The 19774-nt window shown below is 67.2% G+C and carries 18 protein-coding genes; 2 read left to right on the forward strand and 16 right to left on the reverse strand.

The features are described 5' to 3' along the window. Positions 1 to 58: 58 nt before the first annotated feature. Together A5750_RS24660 and A5750_RS24665 are read right to left on the reverse strand one after the other, a co-directional pair. Positions 59 to 832, reverse strand: coding sequence for a TIGR03084 family metal-binding protein (locus A5750_RS24660; protein WP_066951357.1), 774 nt, complete (start codon positions 830 to 832; stop codon positions 59 to 61). Further along, positions 832 to 2151 carry an MFS transporter gene (locus A5750_RS24665; protein ID WP_067266470.1) on the reverse strand — a complete coding sequence of 440 codons (1320 nt, stop codon included), beginning with the start codon at positions 2149 to 2151 and terminating at the stop codon, positions 832 to 834. The genes A5750_RS24660 and A5750_RS24665 overlap by 1 nt, the downstream gene beginning before the upstream one ends. A 142-nt stretch (positions 2152 to 2293) precedes the next feature. Between A5750_RS24665 and A5750_RS24670 the strand changes: the two genes are divergently transcribed. Continuing rightward, entirely contained in the window at positions 2294 to 2899 is a 606-nt protein-coding gene (locus A5750_RS24670; protein WP_066950921.1) for a YqgE/AlgH family protein, read from the forward strand. 27 nt (positions 2900 to 2926) lie between these two features. On the opposite strand, the gene A5750_RS24675 is transcribed toward A5750_RS24670, so the two are convergent. Beyond that, positions 2927 to 3268, reverse strand: coding sequence for a hypothetical protein (locus tag A5750_RS24675; protein WP_067266473.1), 342 nt, complete (start codon positions 3266 to 3268; stop codon positions 2927 to 2929). 64 nt (positions 3269 to 3332) lie between these two features. Continuing rightward, the gene (locus tag A5750_RS24680) at positions 3333 to 4526 is read right to left on the reverse strand and encodes an LpqN/LpqT family lipoprotein (RefSeq protein ID WP_067266475.1); all 1194 of its coding nucleotides are present in this window, start codon (positions 4524 to 4526) and stop codon (positions 3333 to 3335) included. Between the two features lie 179 nt (positions 4527 to 4705). Here A5750_RS24680 and leuS point away from each other — a divergent pair, with 179 nt between their 5' ends. Beyond that, on the forward strand, positions 4706 to 7615 hold the full coding sequence (gene leuS / locus A5750_RS24685; protein WP_066950910.1) for a leucine--tRNA ligase: 2910 nt from the start codon (positions 4706 to 4708) through the stop codon (positions 7613 to 7615). 11 nt (positions 7616 to 7626) lie between these two features. Here the strand turns inward: leuS and A5750_RS24690 are convergent, their stop codons facing one another. The 12 genes from A5750_RS24690 to A5750_RS24745 form a co-directional block, all read right to left on the reverse strand. Further along, complete coding sequence (locus A5750_RS24690; RefSeq protein ID WP_066950906.1) at positions 7627 to 8298, reverse strand: SDR family oxidoreductase; 672 nt, start codon at positions 8296 to 8298, stop codon at positions 7627 to 7629. 48 nt (positions 8299 to 8346) lie between these two features. Then, positions 8347 to 8853 carry a MarR family winged helix-turn-helix transcriptional regulator gene (locus A5750_RS24695; RefSeq protein ID WP_066950902.1) on the reverse strand — a complete coding sequence of 169 codons (507 nt, stop codon included), beginning with the start codon at positions 8851 to 8853 and terminating at the stop codon, positions 8347 to 8349. Positions 8854 to 8925: 72 nt separating this feature from the next. Then, positions 8926 to 9669: an amino acid ABC transporter ATP-binding protein gene (locus A5750_RS24700; RefSeq protein ID WP_067266477.1), complete on the reverse strand. Its 744-nt coding sequence runs from the start codon at positions 9667 to 9669 to the stop codon at positions 8926 to 8928. Beyond that, positions 9666 to 11483, reverse strand: a complete 1818-nt coding sequence (locus tag A5750_RS24705; protein WP_066950894.1) for an ABC transporter substrate-binding protein/permease — start codon at positions 11481 to 11483, stop codon at positions 9666 to 9668. The genes A5750_RS24700 and A5750_RS24705 overlap by 4 nt, the downstream gene beginning before the upstream one ends. Positions 11484 to 11531: 48 nt before the next feature. Further along, positions 11532 to 12272 (reverse strand): GntR family transcriptional regulator, encoded by a 741-nt coding sequence (locus A5750_RS24710; RefSeq protein WP_066950891.1) that lies wholly within the window; start codon positions 12270 to 12272, stop codon positions 11532 to 11534. Positions 12273 to 12380: 108 nt separating this feature from the next. Next, positions 12381 to 13166, reverse strand: a complete 786-nt coding sequence (locus tag A5750_RS24715; protein ID WP_066950887.1) for an LLM class F420-dependent oxidoreductase — start codon at positions 13164 to 13166, stop codon at positions 12381 to 12383. A 15-nt stretch (positions 13167 to 13181) separates the two neighbouring features. Next, positions 13182 to 14096: an alpha/beta fold hydrolase gene (locus A5750_RS24720; protein ID WP_067266478.1), complete on the reverse strand. Its 915-nt coding sequence runs from the start codon at positions 14094 to 14096 to the stop codon at positions 13182 to 13184. Positions 14097 to 14144: 48 nt separating this feature from the next. Next, complete coding sequence (locus A5750_RS24725; RefSeq protein ID WP_066950881.1) at positions 14145 to 15353, reverse strand: DUF1214 domain-containing protein; 1209 nt, start codon at positions 15351 to 15353, stop codon at positions 14145 to 14147. A gap of 2 nt (positions 15354 to 15355) precedes the next feature. Continuing rightward, positions 15356 to 16159, reverse strand: coding sequence for a sugar phosphate isomerase/epimerase (locus A5750_RS24730; protein WP_066950878.1), 804 nt, complete (start codon positions 16157 to 16159; stop codon positions 15356 to 15358). Position 16160: 1 nt separating this feature from the next. Further along, on the reverse strand, positions 16161 to 17330 hold the full coding sequence (locus A5750_RS24735; protein ID WP_066951353.1) for a sulfotransferase: 1170 nt from the start codon (positions 17328 to 17330) through the stop codon (positions 16161 to 16163). Next, a complete protein-coding gene (locus tag A5750_RS24740; protein ID WP_066950875.1) occupies positions 17327 to 18454 on the reverse strand; it encodes an LLM class flavin-dependent oxidoreductase in 1128 nt (375 codons plus the stop codon). Before A5750_RS24740 ends, A5750_RS24735 begins: the two co-directional genes overlap by 4 nt. Before the next feature lie 188 nt (positions 18455 to 18642). Then, positions 18643 to 19737 carry an inositol-3-phosphate synthase gene (locus A5750_RS24745; protein WP_066950872.1) on the reverse strand — a complete coding sequence of 365 codons (1095 nt, stop codon included), beginning with the start codon at positions 19735 to 19737 and terminating at the stop codon, positions 18643 to 18645. Positions 19738 to 19774: the final 37 nt, after the last annotated feature.

A 19774-nucleotide genomic window follows, 5' to 3' on the forward strand; every position in this document is an offset into this window, starting at 1 on the left:
GCTCATCGACCGGCGAGTGCGTCGGATGGGCGCCGGCTCTCTTCGCGCGCTCGCGCGCTCATCGACCGGCGCCGGGAGGGCCGGCGAAGGCTTGCGCAATCTCCAGCCAGCGCTGCGCGTCGGGCCCATCGGCGGTGATGTCGAGGGCGCTGAGCGGCCGCCGCTGGGTGACCAGAAAGCAGAAGTCTTCGGCGGAACCGGTGACCCGTTGCGCCGCGTCCGGCGATCCCCAGCTCCAGGTGTCACCACCGGGTCCGCGCAGCTCGACCAGGAACGGCTCGGCCGGAGCCGGGAGATTGTTGACGAAAAAGGCGTAGTCGCGCGTACGCACCCCCAAGTGGGCGATCGAGCGCAGCCGGTCGGTGGCCACCCGTTTCACGCCCAGCGCATCGGCGACGTCCAAGCCATGCGCCCAGGTCTCCATCAACCGCGCGGTGGCCATCGACGCCGCACTCATCGGCGGCCCGAACCACGGGAGCTTGCGCCCGGCGGGAACCATCAGCAGCTCTTCGTGCAACCGGGAACGGGTCGAGCGCCAGTCGGCGAGCAGCTCGGCCGGCGCTATAGCCGCCAATTCTTCGGCGCCCGCGTCGACGAAGCCCGTCGGGTTCGCGGCGGCGGCCTTGAGCTGTTCGGCGAAGCCGGCCTCGTCGGTGACCGAGGTCAGCGCGACACGGTCGGTCCACAGCAGGTGCCCGATCTGATGCGCGATGGTCCAACCCGGCGCGGGCGTCGGTTCGGCCCAGCGTTCGGCTGGCAGCGGCGCTACCAGGGCGTCAAGCTCGTCGCTTTCGGCGCGTAGGTCGGCCACAATCGGTTCCGGACCCGCCATCATTGCCTCCGATCGTCGGTTGCGCCCGCCGGGTAGCGATTATTCGCCTGGTCGCCGCGCCGGCCCAGGATGCCGTGCATGGCCAGGCCGGCCAGGTAGAGCCCGGAAGCGACCAGGACGACTGCGGGCGCATGCCCATCCGCGGGAATCAACGCCGCGGCCGCCGTGATCGCGGCGATGAACGCCACCCAGAACAGCGCGTCTTGGACGGCGAACACGTGTCCGCGAAGGGCGTCGTCGACGTCCATCTGCATTGCCGAGTCGGCGCACAGCTTGACCATCTGCCCGGTCACACCGAGGAAAAAGCCGCACCCCACCATGACCGGTAGCAGCAACCCCGCTCCGGCGACCTCGATGATCGCCGAGGCCGCGAGCGCACCGTTGACCGTCGCGTAGCGCCCCCAGCGACGAACCGCCGGCGGCGTCAGCACGTTGGCCAGAAACGCGCCCAGGCCGGCGGCGCCGAAAAACACCAGAGCTGTGCCCAGTCCCCCGACTGCGGGGTCGGTCAGGTGGTGCACCAGCAACAAGACCAGCAGGGAGTTGATGCCGATCACCATCCGGTGCGCGGCCAGGCCCGACAGCGTGGCGGCGACCGTCGGCCGTTGCGCCACGGTACGTGCACCGTGCAGCCAGCCGGTGACCACGGCGTAGAGGACCGGTCCGTGGATCGCCCGCTTGGTGTCGTCGGGGCCCAGCACGCGGGACCCGAACCGTAGCGACAGCAGCAATGCGATCGACACGGGTGCCGCGGTGAGGAAGATGATCGCCGAGGCGCCCTTGTCGCCCGCGCCGACCAGGAACCGCGGAACGAGCATGAAGTTGGCACCGATGAAGGCGGCGATGGCCCCGGACGCATTGGCCAACGCGTTCATGGTCACGACCTGTTCGCGGGGCACGACGTGCGGCAGCGACGCCGACAGCCCGGACGCGACGAACCGGGCCAAGCCGTTGGCGAAGAGCGCGCCCAACAACAGCGGCAGGTCGCCGGCTCTGACGGCGAGGATCGTGCCGATCGCGGCGATCAGGATGAGGCGGCCGACGTTGGCGCCGACGAGCACCAGCCGCCGGTCCCAGCGGTCCATCAGCGCGCCGGCGAACGGCCCCAGCAGCGAGTACGGCAGGAACAGCACGGTGAACGCCCGGGCGATTGCCATCGGATCGGCGGCCCGGTCCGGATTGAACAGCAACGCTCCGGCCAGACCGGCCTGGAACAGCCCGTCACCGAATTGACTTGCCATGCGCACCTGCAGCAGGCGCCAGAAGTCTGGCAAACTGCGCACCGACCGCCATATTTCGACGGGTGCGCTTGAGTGCATCCGGGATTGGATCACTAAACCGACTTCCAAAGTTGGGGCTAGCAAGCTCGTCACCGTCCGAGCCGACTTACCAACAGTACAAATCTTCACGCCCCGCGCTTGATTCCCCCGGGTCCCAGGCACCGGATGCGATGATGGTTGGGTGCCGCCGCCCGAGGACCCAGAGGACTATGTCGCGCCGGCCGCGCAGCGGGTGCGCGCGGGGACGTTGCTGCTTGCCAACACCGATCTTTTCGAACCGACGTTTCGGCGCAGCGTGATCTACATCGTCGAGCACAACGACGGCGGCACGTTGGGGGTCGTGCTGAACCGGGCCAGCGAGACCGCGGTTTACAACGTGCTGCCGCAGTGGACCAAGTTGGCGGCCAAGCCGAAGACGATGTTCATCGGCGGCCCGGTGAAGCGGGACGCGGCGCTATGCCTGGCGGCATTGCGCGTTGGCGCCGATCCGCAGGGGGTGGCCGGGCTGCGGCATGTGGATGGCCGGGTGGTGATGGTCGATCTCGACGCCGACCCCGACACGATCGCTCCCCTGGTGGAGGGAGTGCGCATTTTCGCGGGCTACTCAGGCTGGACCATTGGCCAGCTGGAAGGTGAAATCGAACGCGACGACTGGATCGTCTTGTCCGCGTTGCCATCTGACGTCTTGGCGGGGTCGAGGTCCGACCTGTGGGCGCACGTGCTGCGCCGCCAGCCGTTGCCCTTGTCGTTGCTTGCTACCCACCCGATAGATTTGAGCCGCAACTAGGGGCACTCCCCCGGGTCCGCTCGGGCTTCAGTGGCAAGACTGGGTGCAGCCGGCGCAGGTCCCCCCGCAGCCGGGGGCCGCCGCTTCTTGCTGTAGCGCGAAGCGCGCACTCTGCCATGACCCGGCGGCCACCGTTCCGAAGGCGCCGGCGACACAGACGATCAATACCACCAGCGCGGTGTGCGGGGAGGCTGCCAGCGCCACCACACCGCCGGCGGCCAGCATGATTGCCGCCGCCAGTTGCGCCGGAGCCATGGATCGCAGCGCGAGCGCGGTGGGGTCGACGGTCTGGGTGCGTGCCAACGACCAAGTTCCGAACCCGGCGGAGGCCACCGCCGCACACATGCACAGCACTCCCGCAATAAGCATGGGCTCACAATACGAGCCTGGACACCGGTCCGCTCAGTGGGCTCCAGGGGAGTCGCGGCACCGCTCAGTGCTGCAGGAACGTGAAATTGGGTAGCGGGGGAAGGCCGGGGACAAGGGCCAACAGGTTCGGTGTGGGCTGACGGCTGGGCATCGGCGCCGGGGGCAAGCCCACCGGGGGAGCGGTGGCCGAGGTTTGCCGGAGCGGAGCCACGGCGGGAGCCTGGGCGACCGGAGCTGTGGCGGGCGCCTGCCCGACCGGAGCGGTGGCCGGTATCTGCCCGACGGGAGCCGCGGCAGGCACTTGGGGGACCGGAGCAGCGGCGGGAACCTGCGGCACGGGAGCCGCGGCAGGAACCTGCGGGGCGGGGGCCTGGGCGGGGGTCAGCCCGACCGGCGAGGCGGCCGGGGTCTGGACCGGCGCGGGCGCCGGGGACCCGGGAACGGTAACGCGGAAGCCGTTGACGATGGCGTCGGTGGCGGGTGCGTCGGCGACGGCCACCGCACGATCGGTGGTCACCGCGAGCGACACCAGGTACTTGTCGCGCCCCGAGGTGGCGATGACGTGGCGCCGCGAGGTGTTCAGCGTCATGTCGCCGTCGCGGTACGTGCCTTCGACGATCGACGACGGGAAGCCGCCGAAATCGGCCATCGAGGCGTTGGTGGGCTGCCAGGCCAGCAGCTTCTGGCTGTCGACGTAGCCGTGGCTGATGGCCTCGCGGGGGTCGAAATCACCGACGAGCTTGTACACCACCACCTGTGCATTCGAGGAGTAGATGCTGCTGCCCTGCCGGTCGGCGATCACCGCGAACGCGTCGGGAACGTTGGGATCGGGCACCTGAGTCCAGCGGGCCGGCACCGGCAAAGTGATGTCAAGTGCCTTGAGGCCCTGGGGTTTTTGCGCCTCAAGCTTGACGCCCTTCGACTGGAGGTACTCACGGATCGTCCCGGAAGTGGCCGGGGCTGGAGTGACCGCCGGGGCGACCGGCGCGGCGGGCGCGGCCGCCGCCGGCACCGTTGCACCCGGGGTCGTCGGCGATGCGACCGGATTCGCCGCCGGGGGGGCGGCGAGGAACCGGTTGGCGGGCGCCTGTCCGGGCGCGGCCGCGACGTTCTGCGGCCCCGGGATGGCAGGAGCGGGTGCTGGCGCGGGAAGTAAGGGGTCCGCCAATGCCTGGGCGCTCGTGACAACCGCCATGCCGATCAGGCCGGCGACCATACCCCCGAGGAGCGCACGGCGGGCGGGGACGATCTCAATCATCTGCCTCGGTCCTTCCAATGGCGCACTGCCAGGTCATCAGAGGCCGACTGTAACTACAGGTCAAAGGCCATGGATAGGCTCGAAATACAGCTGGGATGAACCCCTGATCCGTGCGCAACGGAACCGAGATCATCCTGTGGCCGGCGCTAGGCCCGACGTGACCCTTATACCCTGTTCAGGTGACCGAATCCCCGACCACCGCCGAGAGCAACTCCGGTGCCGTTCAGACGGACCCCGATGCGCCGACGTATCGCTACACCGCGGCGCTGGCGGGCCGTATCGAGAGCACCTGGCAGGAGAACTGGGCGAAGCTCGGGACGTTCAACGTGCCCAACCCGGTCGGCTCGTTGGCCCCGACGGATGGCAGCCCGGTCCCCGCTGACAAGTTGTTCGTGCAGGACATGTTTCCCTACCCGTCGGGCGAGGGGCTGCACGTCGGTCATCCGCTGGGCTACATCGCCACCGACGTCTACGCCCGCTACTTCCGGATGACCGGACATAACGTCCTGCACGCGTTGGGGTTCGATTCCTTCGGGCTGCCCGCCGAGCAATACGCCGTGCAAACCGGCACTCACCCGCGCACCCGCACCGAGGCCAACGTCGTGAACTTCCGCCGTCAGCTTGGCCGGTTGGGTCTCGGCCATGACAGCCGGCGCAGCTTTTCCACCACCGACGTCGAGTTCTACAAGTGGACGCAGTGGATCTTCCTGCAGATCTATAACGCCTGGTTCGACACCGCGGCCCGCAAGGCCCGCCCGATCGCCGAGCTGATCGCGGAATTCGATTCCGGCGCAAGGCAGCTCGAAGACGGCCGTGATTGGTCTGCGCTGTCGGCGGGGGAGCGGGCCGACGTGATCGACGGCCATCGATTGGTCTACCGCGCCGACTCGATGGTCAACTGGTGTCCGGGTCTGGGCACGGTGCTGGCCAACGAAGAGGTGACCGCCGACGGTCGCAGTGATCGCGGCAACTTCCCGGTATTCCGGAAACGCTTGCGGCAGTGGATGATGCGGATCACCGCCTACGCCGACCGGCTTCTCGACGACCTGGAGTTGCTGGATTGGCCGGAGCCGGTCAAAACCATGCAGCGCAACTGGATTGGCCGTTCCACCGGCACCCGGGCGCTGTTCTCGGCGAACAACGCCGGCGGCGAGACGGTCGACATCGAGGTGTTCACCACCCGGCCGGACACCATGTTCGGTGCCACCTACCTGGTGCTCGCCCCGGAGCACGACCTGGTCGACGGGCTGGTCGCAACGAGCTGGCCCGAGGGGACCGACGCCCGTTGGACTTACGGCGCCGCAACGCCGGGGGAGGCCGTCGCCGCGTACCGGCAGGCGATCGCGGCGAAGTCGGACCTCGAGCGCCAGGAGAGCAGGGAGAAGACGGGCGTCTTCCTGGGCAGCTACGCGACCAATCCCGCCAACGGCAAGCCGGTGCCGATCTTCATCGCCGACTACGTACTGGCCGGATACGGCACAGGCGCCATCATGGCGGTTCCCGGCCACGACCAGCGCGACTGGGATTTCGCCCATGAGTTCGGCCTTCCCATCGTGGAAGTCATTGCCGGGGGCGATATTTCGGAGGCCGCTTACCCCGGCGACGGCGTGCTGGTGAACTCCGGCTACCTGGACGGAATGAATGTGCCGGCCGCCAAGGAAGCGATCACTGCCCGCTTGGAGGCGGACGGCCGCGGCTGGGCGCGGATCGAATTCAAGCTGCGGGACTGGCTTTTCGCCCGGCAGCGCTACTGGGGCGAGCCGTTCCCGATCGTCTACGACAGCGACGGGCGCGCCCATGCTCTCGACGAGGCCGCGCTGCCTGTCGAGCTGCCCGATGTGCCCGACTATTCACCGGTGCTGTTCGACCCCGACGATGCCGACAGCGAGCCTTCGCCACCATTGGCGAAGGCGACCGAGTGGGTGCACGTCGAACTTGACTTGGGCGACGGTCTGCAGCCCTACACCCGCGACACCAACGTGATGCCGCAGTGGGCCGGTAGCTCCTGGTATGAACTGCGATACACCGATCCGCACAATTCGGAAAGGTTGTGCGCCAAGGAGAACGAGGCCTATTGGATGGGGCCGCGGCCGGCCGAGCACGGCCCGCAGGACCCCGGCGGTGTCGACCTGTATGTCGGCGGCGCCGAACACGCGGTGCTGCACCTGTTGTATGCCCGGTTCTGGCACAAGGTGTTGTACGACCTGGGCCACGTGAGTTCCCGGGAGCCGTACCGCCGCTTGGTCAACCAGGGCTACATCCAGGCTTTCGCCTACACCGACTCGCGCGGGTCGTATGTCCCGGCCGACGAGGTGGTGGAGCGCGGTGGCGGATTCTTCTATCCGGGCCCGGGCGGTGAGATCGAGGTCTTCCAGGAATTCGGCAAAATCGGTAAGAGCCTGAAGAATTCGATTTCACCCGACGAGATCTGCGACGAGTACGGTGCGGACACTCTGCGGGTGTACGAGATGTCGATGGGCCCGCTGGAGGCCTCCCGCCCGTGGGCCACCAAGGATGTCGTCGGGGCGCACCGCTTTTTGCAGCGTGTGTGGCGGCTGGTGGTCGACGAACAGACCGGCCGGACCCGGGTGCTCGACGTGGCCGGACAACAGGAGCTCGACTCCGACACCCTGCGAGCGCTGCACCGCACCGTCGCGGGGGTATCGGAAGACTATGCCGCACTGAGGAATAACACCGCAGCGGCCAAGCTGATCGAGTACACCAACCACCTCACCAAGGAGCACCGCGACGCCGTTCCCCGGGCCGCGGTCGAGCCGCTGGTGCTGATGTTGGCGCCGCTGGCTCCCCATATGGCTGAGGAGCTATGGCTGCGGCTGGGCCACTCCACGTCGCTGGCGCACGGCCCGTTCCCGCAGGCCGATCCGGCCTACCTGGTTGACGACAGCGTCGAATACCCGGTCCAGGTCAACGGCAAGGTGCGTGGACGGGTGGTGGTGGCCGCCGACGCTGATCAGGACACCCTGAAGGCCGCGGCATTGTCGGACGAGAAGGTCCAGGCATTCTTGGCGGGCGCCAATCCCCGCAAGGTGATCGTGGTCCCCGGCCGGCTGGTGAACCTGGTCGTCTAGCGGGTCGCGAGTCACCGGCCCGCGGGCCGCAGCACCACCTCGTGGACGTGGCCGTCGGGCGGCGTCGCCAGCACGTTGGCGACCGCTGCCGCGACGGTTTCCGGCTTGAGAAACTTCGCCGCGTCGTACGTCCCGCCCTCGAATGCGACGAGTTCGCGCTGCATTTCAGTGTCGGTGCGGCCCGGGTAGACCGTCGTCACCCGCAGCTGCGGTTCGTCGGCGCGGAGCGAGTCCGCGAAGGCGCGCAACGCGAACTTACTGGCCGAGTAGGAGGCCATGCCGGGCGAAACGTTGCGCCCCGCACCGGAGTTGATGAAGACCACCTGCCCTCGGGCACGCCGCAGCGCCGGTAGTAGCGCCAGTGTAAGTCCCACCGGTCCAAGCACATTGACGGCGAAGGTGGCGCGCCACTCATCGACGTCGGAATCCGCGACATGACCGGGGATCGACACCCCGGCGTTGTGCACCAGCACATCGAGTTCGTCCACGATCTCGCAGGCGGCCTCGATCTCCGCGGTGTCGGTGAGGTCCACTGGGAACGTCGTCGCGTCCAGCCTCCGGGCAACGGCGTCGAGCCGGTCGGAGGGCCGACCGGCCAGCAGCAGAGTGTGGGTGGGGGCCAGCGCGGTGGCGATCGCGGAACCGATGCCGCCGCCGGCGCCGGTGATGAGTGCAGTTGGCATGCACCGTAGTCTACGGGCACCGCCAAACTCGTTGAAAGGCAGTTATTTTCAAGCCTCTTTACGGGCGGGCGGCGCACCCGCGGGCGCGGGCGCCGGTTCGCCGCAGGCCAGCCGCTCGAGCGGAGCCAGCGCCTGCATCAGGGTGCCGAGGTCGGACGCGGGCAGCTGACTGAGCATCGCGGCCAGCGAGGCGCGCCGGTTGGCCAGGGACTCGCCGTGGACGGCACGCCCGCGCGGGGTGATGTCGACCAGCACGGCACGCAGGTCGGACGGGTCGCGCGAGCGTTTCACCAGCCCCAGCTTTTCCAGCCGGCGGATCGCCACGGTGGTGGTGGGAGTGCGGACCCGCTCATGGGCAGCCAGGTCGGTCATCCGAATCGGCCCCTGATCCAGCAAGGTGACCAGAATCGACAGTTGCGCCAACGTTAATTCGCCCGCGGCCGCGGTGCCGCTCGGGTCCCCGCGCCGCAGAATCGAAAACAATTTGGACAGCGCACGGTGCAAACCTTCCGCAAGCTCGGTGACGTCGGCCGCGGGGGATTCGCTGTCCGCCATAAACGGGGAGTCTAACGCTATATCAGGCACGTACAAGCTAGCTAAGCCGACTAATTAGTAGCAGTGGGGTAGTCAAAGTACTTGGGACAGGAATCGCTGTAGCCGTTCGGTCTGCGCGGCTTCGAAAATCTGCTCCGGAGGCCCGGATTCCACCACCTTGCCGCGATCCATGAACACAACGGCGTTGGATGCCGAGCGGGCGAAGCCCATTTCATGGGTGACGACGATCATCGTCATGCCGTCGGCGCCGAGGTCGGCGATGAGTTGCAGAATCCCTTTGACCGTTTCCGGATCCAGCGCCGAAGTCGCCTCGTCGAAGAACATCACCTGGGGAGCCATGGCCAGCGCGCGGGCGATGGCGACCCGTTGTTGTTGCCCTCCGGACAGCATGCCGGGCCGGGCATCGGCCTTGTGCTTCAGGCCAACTCGCTCCAATTGGTTCAGCGCCAGGTCGCGGGCCTCGCCGGGCGGCAGGTGGCGCAACTTGCGCGGGGCCATCGCAACGTTCTTCAGCACGCTCAGATGGGGGAAGAGGTTGAAATGCTGAAACACCATGCCGATGCGCTGTCGTAGCTCGTTGGGATCGTCGCGTAACACCGATCGACCGTCCAGCAGGATGTCGCCGCTATCGGGTTCGTACAACCGGTTCAAGGTGCGCAGCAGCGTCGACTTGCCCGAGCCGGACGGTCCGATGACGGCGACGGTGGTGCCCGCCGGAGCCTCGAAATCGACGCCACGCAGCACCTTGTTCCCGCCCAGGGTCTGGTGAAGATCCTTGGCGGCCAAAGAAACCGACCGACGGCTCGGGACACTCACGTGATCTCCTGGCCGAACTTCGTGGCCAGCATCTCCGCATTGTCGTCGAGGTCGGGGGCGCCCCGGCCGCGGCGCAGGCGCGCGTCGATGTAATTCACCAAATGCGTTAACGGGATGGTCAGTATCAGATAGAAGAGGCCGGCGGCCACCAACGGTGAGAGGCTTCCGGTCTGGGCATTCAAATCCCGGCCCACCTGAAAGAGCTCCCGTTGATCGGCGATCAGGCCGAGGAAGTACACCAACGCGGATGCCTTCAACAACCCGATGAACTGGTTGACCAGTGCCGGCAATACCCGCCGTATTCCCTGCGGCACCACCACCAGTCGCATCGCGGTCGTGTAGCTGAAGCCCAGCGCGCGGGAGGCCTCCAACTGGCCGGGGTCCACGCTTTGTATTCCGGAGCGCAGGATTTCGCCGATGTAGGCGGCGGCCATCAACCCAAGCGCTGCAATTCCCAAGGGGTAAGGGTTCTTGTTCGTCAGTCCGCCGACCAATGGACCGACGCCCATTCCGATCAGCAGGATGATCACCACTTCGGGCAGGCCGCGGAAGATATCGGTGTATACCCGTGCCGGCCAGCGCAGCCAGCGCCGATGTGAGATGCCCGCCATTGCCAGCACCATCCCCAACGCCAACCCGATCACGATGGCGCAGTTGGTCAGGATCAAGGTGTTCGGCAGCCCCGTCGTGAACAGAACGGGGATGGCTCGGCGGTACATGTCCCAGTCAAAGAACGAATCGCGCAACTGGGCCAGCGCCGATTTGGGCGCGGCCGGGCCTGTCGGCGCGCGGTGCTGGCTTGCGACCATCGCGGCGAAATCCGGCAGGCTCGGGGCCGGCGCCGCTTTCGATCCAGGCTTCCATCCGGGTGGGAGCGTGCGCGGTACCCAGTCGCAGTACAGCTTGGCCCACGTGCCGTCGGCGATCACCGCGTCCAGCCCGGAATTCAGCGCATCGATTAGCGGCTTGTTCTCCTTGGCGACGGCGTAAGCCACGAAATTGCCTGGGCTGAAAGTGTTCGCGACGGTCACCGCGGGATCACCCGGCCGAACGACGGTCGAGGCAAGCGTTCCGGGCGCCACCCACGCATCAATCTGGCGGGTCTTGAGGCTGGCGTACAGGGTGGCGAAGCCGGGATACTTCACTGGCTGCAGATGCAGGGTGTCGACGACGTACGACTCCTCGACAGTGCCCTGGACTACGCCGATGCGCTGACCGGCGGCCAGGTCGCCGAACTTGTGGATCGGCGAGCCGGGCGGCACCACCAAAGAGTAGAAGCCGAAGTCGTAGCCGTTGGTGAAAGCGACGGTGTGACGGCGTTGGTCGGTGGCTTTCACCGACGCCGATCCGACGTCGAAGCGCCGGGACGCCACCTGGGCCAGCAACGCGGAGAAGTCGGTGCTGACGAAGCGCAACTGCAGGTGCAGCTTGTCGGCGATGGCGCGCAGCAGGAGGTTGTCGAAGCCGCTGAATTCGCCGGTGGGATTGATGCAGATGTTGGGCGGGGCGTCCGACAGCGTGCCCACCGTCAGCACACCCGGCGTGCCGAGCCCGAGCGCTCCGACGTCAACCGCGGTGAGCGGTTCGACCGATGGTGTCGTGTCCCGATCTTCCTGGGGGGTGGGCTGGCTCTCGGTCAGATCCTTAGGCAGGGCCCTTGCGCTCTCCAAGCCGGCCGGCGCGCATTGATTCCAGTCGGCGGCCGCGGGCGCGGCCGGCCCGCCTAATGCCATGCCGCACACCAGCACCGTCGTCGCGGCCAGTCCGAACAGCCTTGCGCGGCGCTGGGTGCGCCGGTCCACGCGCGCATTCATCCCTGCCACCGTATCGACAGGGCGGCGGCTTCGTGGGGTGAGCGTGCCCTACAGCGCCAGCGACGGCTCGACGCCCACGGCTTCGGCGTCGACGAGCACCTCGAGCGGTGCGGGCACGACCGGGCTCACGTCGTCGGGAGCGGTGAACACCCTGCGCCGGGAAAGTTCGGCCAGCATGGTCTGGGCCATCAGGTAGGAGCGGCCCACGCACGCGGCCCGTGCGGCCTCGGGGTCGCGCCGGTTGATCGCGGAAGTCTCGTCTTCGTAGAACGGAAGCATCTCTTCGCGGCTGCCCTGATAAATCAGCCAGAACACCCGGGGAACCAGGTTTTGCGAGGCGCGGATCGTCGCGTGCAGGCGCGGCCCGGCGTATTCGTCGTTGATGGTGCGCCGGTACTCGGCGGCGATGTCGCAGAAGGCCCGCGAATCCTTCGCGGTGCGTAGCGATCGCATGAAGGCGTCGAGTTGCCCCAGGATCCGCGGCGTCGGACTGGTGGCCGCGCGCGCGGACGCGATGCCGTTGAGCAGACCCTCGAGCTCATGATGCTCGAGGACGGTAGCTTCGTCGAACCGCTCCACGAACGCGCCGCGGTGATAGCGGGTGGAGACGATGCCGTCGTGTTCGAGTTGCACCAGCGCCTCTTGAATTGGGACGCGGCTTACACCCAGTCCCAGCGCGATCTCATTGCGATCGACGCGGTCGCCGGTGCGCAACTTCCCCGTGAGCAAGAGGTGAAGGATGTGCGAAACAACCAGGTCCTTTTCTTTGACCCCGTATTTCTTCGGCATTTCGTCCTTGAGTCTCTTTCAAACCCGGTGCGGCCATCAGCGCGAGAAGTTTCTCACGAGTGGGCTCGTATTTTCCGGTGTTTCACCAATAAATGGTCGGGGACGGGTTTAACGACTATCCCGCCACCGGCACAGCGCTTCCGCGGCGCCCAGGTTGTACTCCGGTCCGTCGCACGCGACGGTCAGCAGCGTGACTCCGAGGCCGAAGAGTTTTTCGGCATTGTCGATCAGGCCGCCGCGGTCCTGCACGGCGGCCGAGCGTTCGATGCTCGCCGGGTCGCGGCCGACGTCGGCGCAATGCCGGGCCAGGACGTCCGCCTTGGCCGGGAACTCGTCGGCGGAGGTGAAGCTGTGCCATAGGTCGGCGTATTCGGCAACCAGCCGCAGCGTCTTGCGCTCACCGCCCCCGCCGATCAGGACCGGGATGTCGCGGGTCGGCGAGGGGTTCAGTTTCGCCAGTCGCGCCTTGATCCGGGGGAGCGCGCCCGCGAGGTCGTCGAGGCGGCTGCCTGCGGTGCCGAACTCGTAGCCGTACTCGTCGTAGTCCTTCTGCTTCCACCCCGAGCCGATCCCGAGCACGAGCCGGCCGCCGGAAATGTGATCGACCGTGCGGGCCATGTCGGCCAGCAGCTCGGGATTCCGGTACGAGTTACACGTGACCAGCGCGCCGATCTGGATGCGCGATGTCTGCTCGGCCCACGCCCCGAGCATTGTCCAGCATTCGAAATGCGCACCGTCGGGATCACCGTAGAGGGGGAAGAAGTGGTCCCAGTTGAAGGCGATGTCGACGCCGACGTCCTCGCAGCGACGCACGGCGTCCCGGATTTGGCGATACTGCGGCGCGTGCTGAGGCTGCAGTTGCACGCCGATGCGGATGGGGAGATCAGGGGTCATGAGACCACCGTAGGCTCAGCCCGCGTCGAGCACCCCGCGCAGCAGATCGATCAGGGCGAGGGGCTGGTCGCTTTGCACGGAATGGCCGGAATCCTCGACGACGTGCGCCGCGCGGAAATGCTTTGTGCGACGGCTGAGTTCGGCCGCGTCGTCGTCGCTGACGAAACCCGACTTGCCGCCGCGGATAAGGGTGATCGGCGCGGACAGCCGGTCCACGTCCTCCCACAGGACGTCGAAGTCGGGGAACTTGCGGATGGCGTCGTAGCGCCACGTCCAGTTGCCGTTGTCCAGCCTGCGCGAGTTGTGAAACACGCCGCGGCGGAGCGCCTTTACCTCGCGGTGTGGCGCCGCCGCGATCGTCAGGTCCAGCATGGCCTGGAAGCTGGGGAATTCGCGTTCCCCGTGCATCAACGCGACCGTGCCCTGCTGTTCCTTGGTCATCTCCGAGTGCCGCTGCAGCGCCGACGGGGTGACGTCGATCAAGACGAGTTCGTTGACGAGTTCGGGCGCCACGGCGGCCAGCCGTAACGCGGTCAGCCCGCCCAGCGACATGCCCACGACGAGATCGGCGCTCGCTGCGTGCTCACGTACCGCCGGCAACAGGGCGTCGGCGTTGATCTGCGGCGAATAGTCGCCGTCCTCGCGCCATGCCGAATGGCCGTGCCCGGGGAGGTCCACCGCCAGCGCGGGCTCGCCGAGGCCGACGATGACGGTGTCCCAGGTGTGCGCGTTCTGCCCGCCGCCGTGCAGAAAAACGATCCGCGGGGCAGTGCCGCCCCAGCGCAGGGCGCTGATCTTGGCCTCGCCGGCGCCCGCCTCCACGCGTCGCACGTCCGGCAGCGGGCCAGTGACGCCGGCTTGCTCGGCATTCTCGGATAGCAGCGAGAACTCGTTCAGCCCGTCGAATGCGTCTTCGGAGATATCGGCCACGGTCTAGACACTAGCGGCGCCGCCCTAGAACCAGCGTCGTCGCCATGACTAGAGGACGTAGCGACGGCGAATGCCGTGGAATCGTTCCCACATCGCGGCGGTGCGCTCGGCGGGGCTCACAATGGCTGTGTCCTCCGGTAGGGCGGCGAGCAGTTCGCCATGCTTGACGACCTGGGTGCTCAGCGCGGCGGGTTCGCCCTCGAGCATGTGCCGATAGGTCAGGTTGCCGCAGGCAAAGCCCTGGGTGTCGAGCCAGTTGTGCACGCCCGGATCACGATGAGCCATGACGAGACGAACGCGGCCGTCGGCGTCGGTCTTGGTGCGGCTCGGCGTGTAGCTCACCGGCCGGTACAGGTAATCCATGCTGTTGAAAAAGACGCCCATATTGGTCAGCATCCACAACCCGTCGTGGGCGCCGAATTCGACGATCAGCGCCTCGTCGTCCGCGAGTTCCCAGTACATGTTGGCGGCGGCCCGGCCGCGCCTGGCGTCGGCGTCGGTCGCGTCGACTTGGGGGAACGCGTTGGGGTGGTTGGCGTCGACGCCGCCGTAGGTGAAGGGGAACTCGGGCCAGTCGGCCATCAGGCCCGTGACGAACTCACCGGCCCAGCGCATCGCCTCGACCATCTCGGGAGGCGAGGGCAACGGTTTCGGGGATTCCATGTCGATTCGTTCGATGCGAAGCTGCGCGGGCAGCTCCTCCCAGCGGTCGAAACCCTGGCGGATGAACAGCTTCCGTGACCCCGTGGTGGTGGGCAGCCAATTGGGCCCGCGCTCGGGCCCGCCGATGTAGAGCTCGAATTCCCCGTCATCGCCGACCTGGAGCTGATGACCGAGCAGGTTGGTCTCCGGTGTGTCCCCGAACGGTTCGTGCAGCACGCCCGGGCCCGGCGTACGTGGACCCTGCACCGTGACGTTGAAAAACCTTGCGGTGCCGCGTGTCCCGGTGAGCCGATACGTCGACTGTCCGTCGATCCAGGCCTGCTGGTAGGTGAAGTCGGCACAGTCGCCGCCCAGCTTGCGGGTCGGACCACAGAAGGTGTGCAGCGCCGGGTAGCGGGTGTTGCGAGTCTCGAGCGCGAGATCGAAGGCCTGGCCGAGGTTTTGGGTCAGGAACCGGTAGGCGTCGACCCGATGGACGCCCGACGCCGGGTTGGCCTGCTTGAAGGCCTGTTCGCCCGCTTGCTGCAGTCGCTCACAGAAGTCCGTCCAGGCCTGCTGCAGCGCCGCGTCGTCGGGCCCGTCGCCGAAGGCCATGCTCACGCACCGAGCCTGTCGAGCATCGCGCTGACGACGTCACATGCGCGCTGGGCGGCTTCCAGGTGTCCCTCCCGGTCGATGCGGAGACCGATCAGTTCCAGGTCGAAACCGTGGCGGTAGCCGCCGGCGAGCGCTTGGGCGACGAAGCTTTCGAGCGGGATCGTGCCGTCGCCGGGCACCGCCCTGGCCGGCAGCGCCCGGTCGCCGAGCACATAGTCGCTGAGCTGGATCAGCGCGGTCCTCGGTAGCGCCCGCTGCACCATCGCCTCCAAATCCCCCTCCGCCCAACAGTGAAACACGTCGATGCACAGACTGAGGTCGCCCATCTCGGCCAGCACGACCGCGTCGCGCAGGGTGTGGGCCAGGTGGATGTCGGCGTACAGGCTGGATGCGTTCTCGACGGCCAGCGCCACCCCGGCCGCCTTGGCCTGCGCCGCGCAGGGAGCGATCATCGTGCAGAATCGGTCCGCGGCCTGCGCCCAGGCGAGGTCACCGCGCCCGCCGGTCAACAAGTAAACGGTGCGGGCTCCGACGGCGGCGGAGGCGTCGATCACGGTGGACAGCGCTTCGCGGGCGGCGTGCGGGTCGCTGGACAGCCTGCCGCCGGCGAACAGGTGGTAGACGGCCTCCACAGAATAAGCGTTGCCGTGCAACAGCATTGGGAAGCACGGCTCGAGAAGTTGGCTGTCCAGGATGCTCAGCCGGGAGACCCCGAGCGCTGCCCAATGAGCTTCCAGTTCGGCCAGCGACTCACCTTGGAAGGTGACGTTGTGCACCGACAGACGCTGGTGTGGGCCGGTCATGTCAGGCGCGGTTCTCGATGGCGACACCGAATCGTTCTCGGAATGGCCGGAATTCCGCGTGCAGCGCATCCAGGTCCTCGCCGATGTCGGTCAGCAGTTGGGTGGAGTAGGTGAATTTGCCGTAGCGGTCGCCACGATTGTTGGCCAGGTACGCGCGCATCGCCGATGCGGCGTCGTCCGACAGTTCGCGACCGCAGAACTCGTAGTAGCGCCGGACGGTGCCGATGTGGTCGGCGACGAAGTCGGCGTAGCGCACGTGCAGGATACGGGGATCGTCGACCAACGGATTGCTCATCGTGTTGGCGATGCTGGCGCGGGTCATCTCGAGGTGCTTCTTCGCTTCGGCGTGCAGGTCGACCGGACCGACGATGCCTTCGGCGATGTCGGCCATCATCATGGTGCGCGACGCGGCGACTTGGACGGGGTCGCGGTGCAGCCACACCAGGTGCGCGTCGGGATAGGTGTCGAAGAGTTCCTTGAGGCGGAAACCGTGAAATCCCTTAAGCACCCAGTACTTTCGGGGACGGCAATATTGCAGCTGCTGCAGCATGGCCTTGTGCAGCCGGTATTGCGCCGCGGGATCGGTGGCCAGGCCGCCGACCAGAGACTGCATCGGCACGCGCCACCAGGCGGTGGGCGTCATCACCCGGAAGTCGAACGCCCAGGTGCGCTCGTCCTCAGGCAGACCGTCGCCCAGCATGTCGTTGTACGGGTGGCTGTGCAGCCACTTGGGCATCTTCGCGTTGATCTCGCGCCAGTCCGCGTCGGCCCACTCTCTGCGGTCGTCATCGGGATCTGCCAGACCCGGCGGCGGTGACGGATACATCACCTCCCAGAAGCGCAGCGCCCGAGCACGCGGATCAACGGACATCAGCGCGTGCATGAGCGTTGTGCCCGACCGGGGTTCGCCTGTGACGAACATCGGACCGACGATCACCTCGTCGGCGATCGGGTAGCGGTTGCGGTCTTCGATGAACTCCAGCCGCGACGTCAGCAACCATCGACACACCTGCGCCGCCTGGCGGTGGCCCTCGGTGTTCATGCCGAGGCCGTTGAGATGGTCGACCGCGACGGTGAAGCGTTGCGGCAAGGTGGGATCGCCGTAGTCGCACAGTCCGGTTTCGGCCTCCGCGTCGGCGAGCAGCCTGGCGGCGTCCAGGGGCGCCGTCACGACCGCTCCCCGCACAGCCGCATCAGCTCGTCTTCGGCGGCGCGCACGTTGGCGGCCGAAGCCGCGGCGTGGCTCAGGCCGGCCATCGCGCCGTAGTCCAGGATCTTGGGGACGCGCAGTCCCGCGTCGACGTATGTCTTCACGATCTTGGCAACCTGCGTCGGCGTCCCGTGCGGGACGGCGGCGAGCACCATCTCCGGCCGAGCCTTGTCGAGGAAGTCCAGAATCCTTTCGCGGGTGAGCACCGCGGGGTCGATGTCTTGGAATCCGCGCCACCGATCACCCATCGGGTGTTCGAATCCGAAGCCGCGCAACGTATCCGCCGATACCTGCAGCAGGAACGCCTTCACCAGCGGTGCTTGCAGGATCTCGGCGAGGGCGTCCTCGTCCGCGCCGATCAGACACACCTGGATGAAGCATGGTGTGATCGACTGTGGATCGCGGCTGGCGCGTTCGGCGGATTCCCTTACCGCGGCGAGCATTTCGGCGTATTGCTCCGGTGTCCAGGCGCCGGCCGGCCACCACCCGTCCGCGTGCCGGCCAGCGATATCCAGCATCCGTGGGCCGCTTGCGCCGATCCAGATCTGCGGTGGCCGGCCTGCGTAGGGTTCGGTGTCCAGCCGGGCATGGCGCAGCGAGTAGAACTGTCCGTCGAAATCGACCGGGCCGTCGCTCTCCCAGAGCAGCCGGATCACCCTAAGGGCTTCCTCGAAGCGGCTGACCGGCCGGGAGAAATCGAAGCCGTAGGGCAGGGTGTTCTCGCTCTCGCCGCTGCCAAGGCCGAGGATGAAACGCCCCTTGGCGAGGTGGTCGATCGTGAGCGCCGTCTGGGCCAGCATGCTGGGGTGGCGGCGCACGGTGTCGACGACTGCGCTGACGAGCGGGACCTTCTCCGTCAGGACGGCGGCCGCGGCGGCTACCGCCAGGCCGTCCAGGTGGCGGTGCGGCGACGGGGAGGCGGTGGCCAGGTCGGTGAACTCGGGGGTCCAGATGGAATCGGGCCAGAAGCTGACCATGTGGTCGGGCAGCCAGATCGAGTGGTACCGGCCGCTGTCCAACTCCTTCAGCCGGGACAGGTCCAGGGGGAGGGTGGTGCGTAGGAACGCGGCGGGTTGCACGGTCATCGAGAGATGATGCTAAGCACTCGCACAGCGCCGCGGGGATGAATTCGCTCTAGCGGCCACGGCACCGACCGTCACGCCAGCGTGGCTGCGGTCGCCGAGCGTCACGCTGGGGTGACAACGAGACCCGCAGGCACGAATGTGCGGTGAGGTCACCGGAGCGACCTCACCGCACGATCTGTGGAAGGGGGTCAGCCCTCGATGAACTCTTCGAGCTGCGTACGCGCTACGTCGTCGGGCAGCTGTTGCGGCGGGCTCTTCATCAGGTAGGCCGACGCCGGGATCACCGGACCGCCAATGCCGCGGTCCTTGGCGATCTTGGCCGCCCGCACCGCGTCGATGATGACACCCGCCGAGTTCGGCGAGTCCCACACCTCGAGCTTGTACTCCAGGTTCAGCGGCACGTCGCCGAAGGCGCGGCCCTCCAGTCGCACGTACGCCCACTTGCGGTCGTCGAGCCAGCCGACGTGGTCGGAGGGGCCGATGTGCACGTCTTTGGTCTTGAACTCGCGTTGCAGGTTGGAGGTGACGGCCTGCGTCTTGGAGATCTTCTTGGACTCCAGCCGCTCGCGCTCGAGCATGTTGAGGAAGTCCATGTTGCCGCCGACGTTGAGCTGCATGGTGCGGTCCAGTTGCACACCGCGGTCCTCGAACAGCTTGGCCATCACCCGGTGGGTGATGGTGGCGCCGACCTGGCTCTTGATGTCGTCGCCCACGATCGGCACACCCGCGTCGGCGAACTTCTTGGCCCACACCGGGTCCGAGGCGATGAACACCGGCAGCGCGTTGACGAACGCCACGCCGGCGTCGATGGCGCACTGGGCGTAGAACTTGTCGGCCTCCTCGGAGCCCACCGGCAGGTAGGACACCAGCACGTCGACGTTGTTCTCCTTGAGCGCCTTGACCACGTCGACCGGCTCGGCGTCGGACACCTCGATGGTGTCGGCGTAGTACTTGCCGATGCCGTCGAGTGTCGGGCCCCGCTGCACCGTCACGTTGGTCGGCGGCACGTCGGCGATCTTGATCGTGTTGTTCTCCGAGGCGAAGATCGCGTCGGACAGGTCGAAGCCGACCTTCTTGGCGTCCACGTCGAAGGCCGCGACGAACTTGACGTCGCGCACGTGGTACTGGCCGAACTTCACGTGCATCAGGCCGGGCACGGTGCTGTTCTCGTCGGCGTTCTGGTAGTACTCGACGCCCTGTACCAGGGAAGACGCGCAGTTACCGACGCCGACAATGGCGACTCGTACCTCGGTCGACGCCTGTGGCGCGTTCTGGTCACTCATTGGGCGTTCTCCTAACTCCATAACTTGTGTCGCAGCT

This window comes from Mycobacterium sp. 852002-51613_SCH5001154, assembly GCF_001667425.1.
In the GTDB taxonomy this organism is placed as follows: Bacteria; Actinomycetota; Actinomycetes; order Mycobacteriales; family Mycobacteriaceae; genus Mycobacterium.

Bases quoted from the DNA above. Each gene is read 5' to 3' on its own strand.
- A5750_RS24740 (WP_066950875.1), bottom strand. From the start codon at position 18,454: ATGACCGTGCAACCCGCCGCGTTCCTACGCACCACCCTCCCCCTGGAC.
- A5750_RS24660 (WP_066951357.1), bottom strand. From the start codon at position 832: ATGGCGGGTCCGGAACCGATTGTGGCCGACCTACGCGCCGAAAGCGAC.
- A5750_RS24680 (WP_067266475.1), bottom strand. From the start codon at position 4,526: ATGATTGAGATCGTCCCCGCCCGCCGTGCGCTCCTCGGGGGTATGGTC.
- A5750_RS24705 (WP_066950894.1), bottom strand. From the start codon at position 11,483: ATGAATGCGCGCGTGGACCGGCGCACCCAGCGCCGCGCAAGGCTGTTC.
- A5750_RS24710 (WP_066950891.1), bottom strand. From the start codon at position 12,272: ATGCCGAAGAAATACGGGGTCAAAGAAAAGGACCTGGTTGTTTCGCAC.
- A5750_RS24725 (WP_066950881.1), bottom strand. From the start codon at position 15,353: ATGGCCTTCGGCGACGGGCCCGACGACGCGGCGCTGCAGCAGGCCTGG.
- A5750_RS24665 (WP_067266470.1), bottom strand. From the start codon at position 2,151: ATGCACTCAAGCGCACCCGTCGAAATATGGCGGTCGGTGCGCAGTTTG.
- A5750_RS24745 (WP_066950872.1), bottom strand. From the start codon at position 19,737: ATGAGTGACCAGAACGCGCCACAGGCGTCGACCGAGGTACGAGTCGCC.
- A5750_RS24715 (WP_066950887.1), bottom strand. From the start codon at position 13,166: ATGACCCCTGATCTCCCCATCCGCATCGGCGTGCAACTGCAGCCTCAG.
- A5750_RS24690 (WP_066950906.1), bottom strand. From the start codon at position 8,298: ATGCCAACTGCACTCATCACCGGCGCCGGCGGCGGCATCGGTTCCGCG.
- A5750_RS24730 (WP_066950878.1), bottom strand. From the start codon at position 16,159: ATGACCGGCCCACACCAGCGTCTGTCGGTGCACAACGTCACCTTCCAA.
- A5750_RS24695 (WP_066950902.1), bottom strand. From the start codon at position 8,853: ATGGCGGACAGCGAATCCCCCGCGGCCGACGTCACCGAGCTTGCGGAA.
- A5750_RS24675 (WP_067266473.1), bottom strand. From the start codon at position 3,268: ATGCTTATTGCGGGAGTGCTGTGCATGTGTGCGGCGGTGGCCTCCGCC.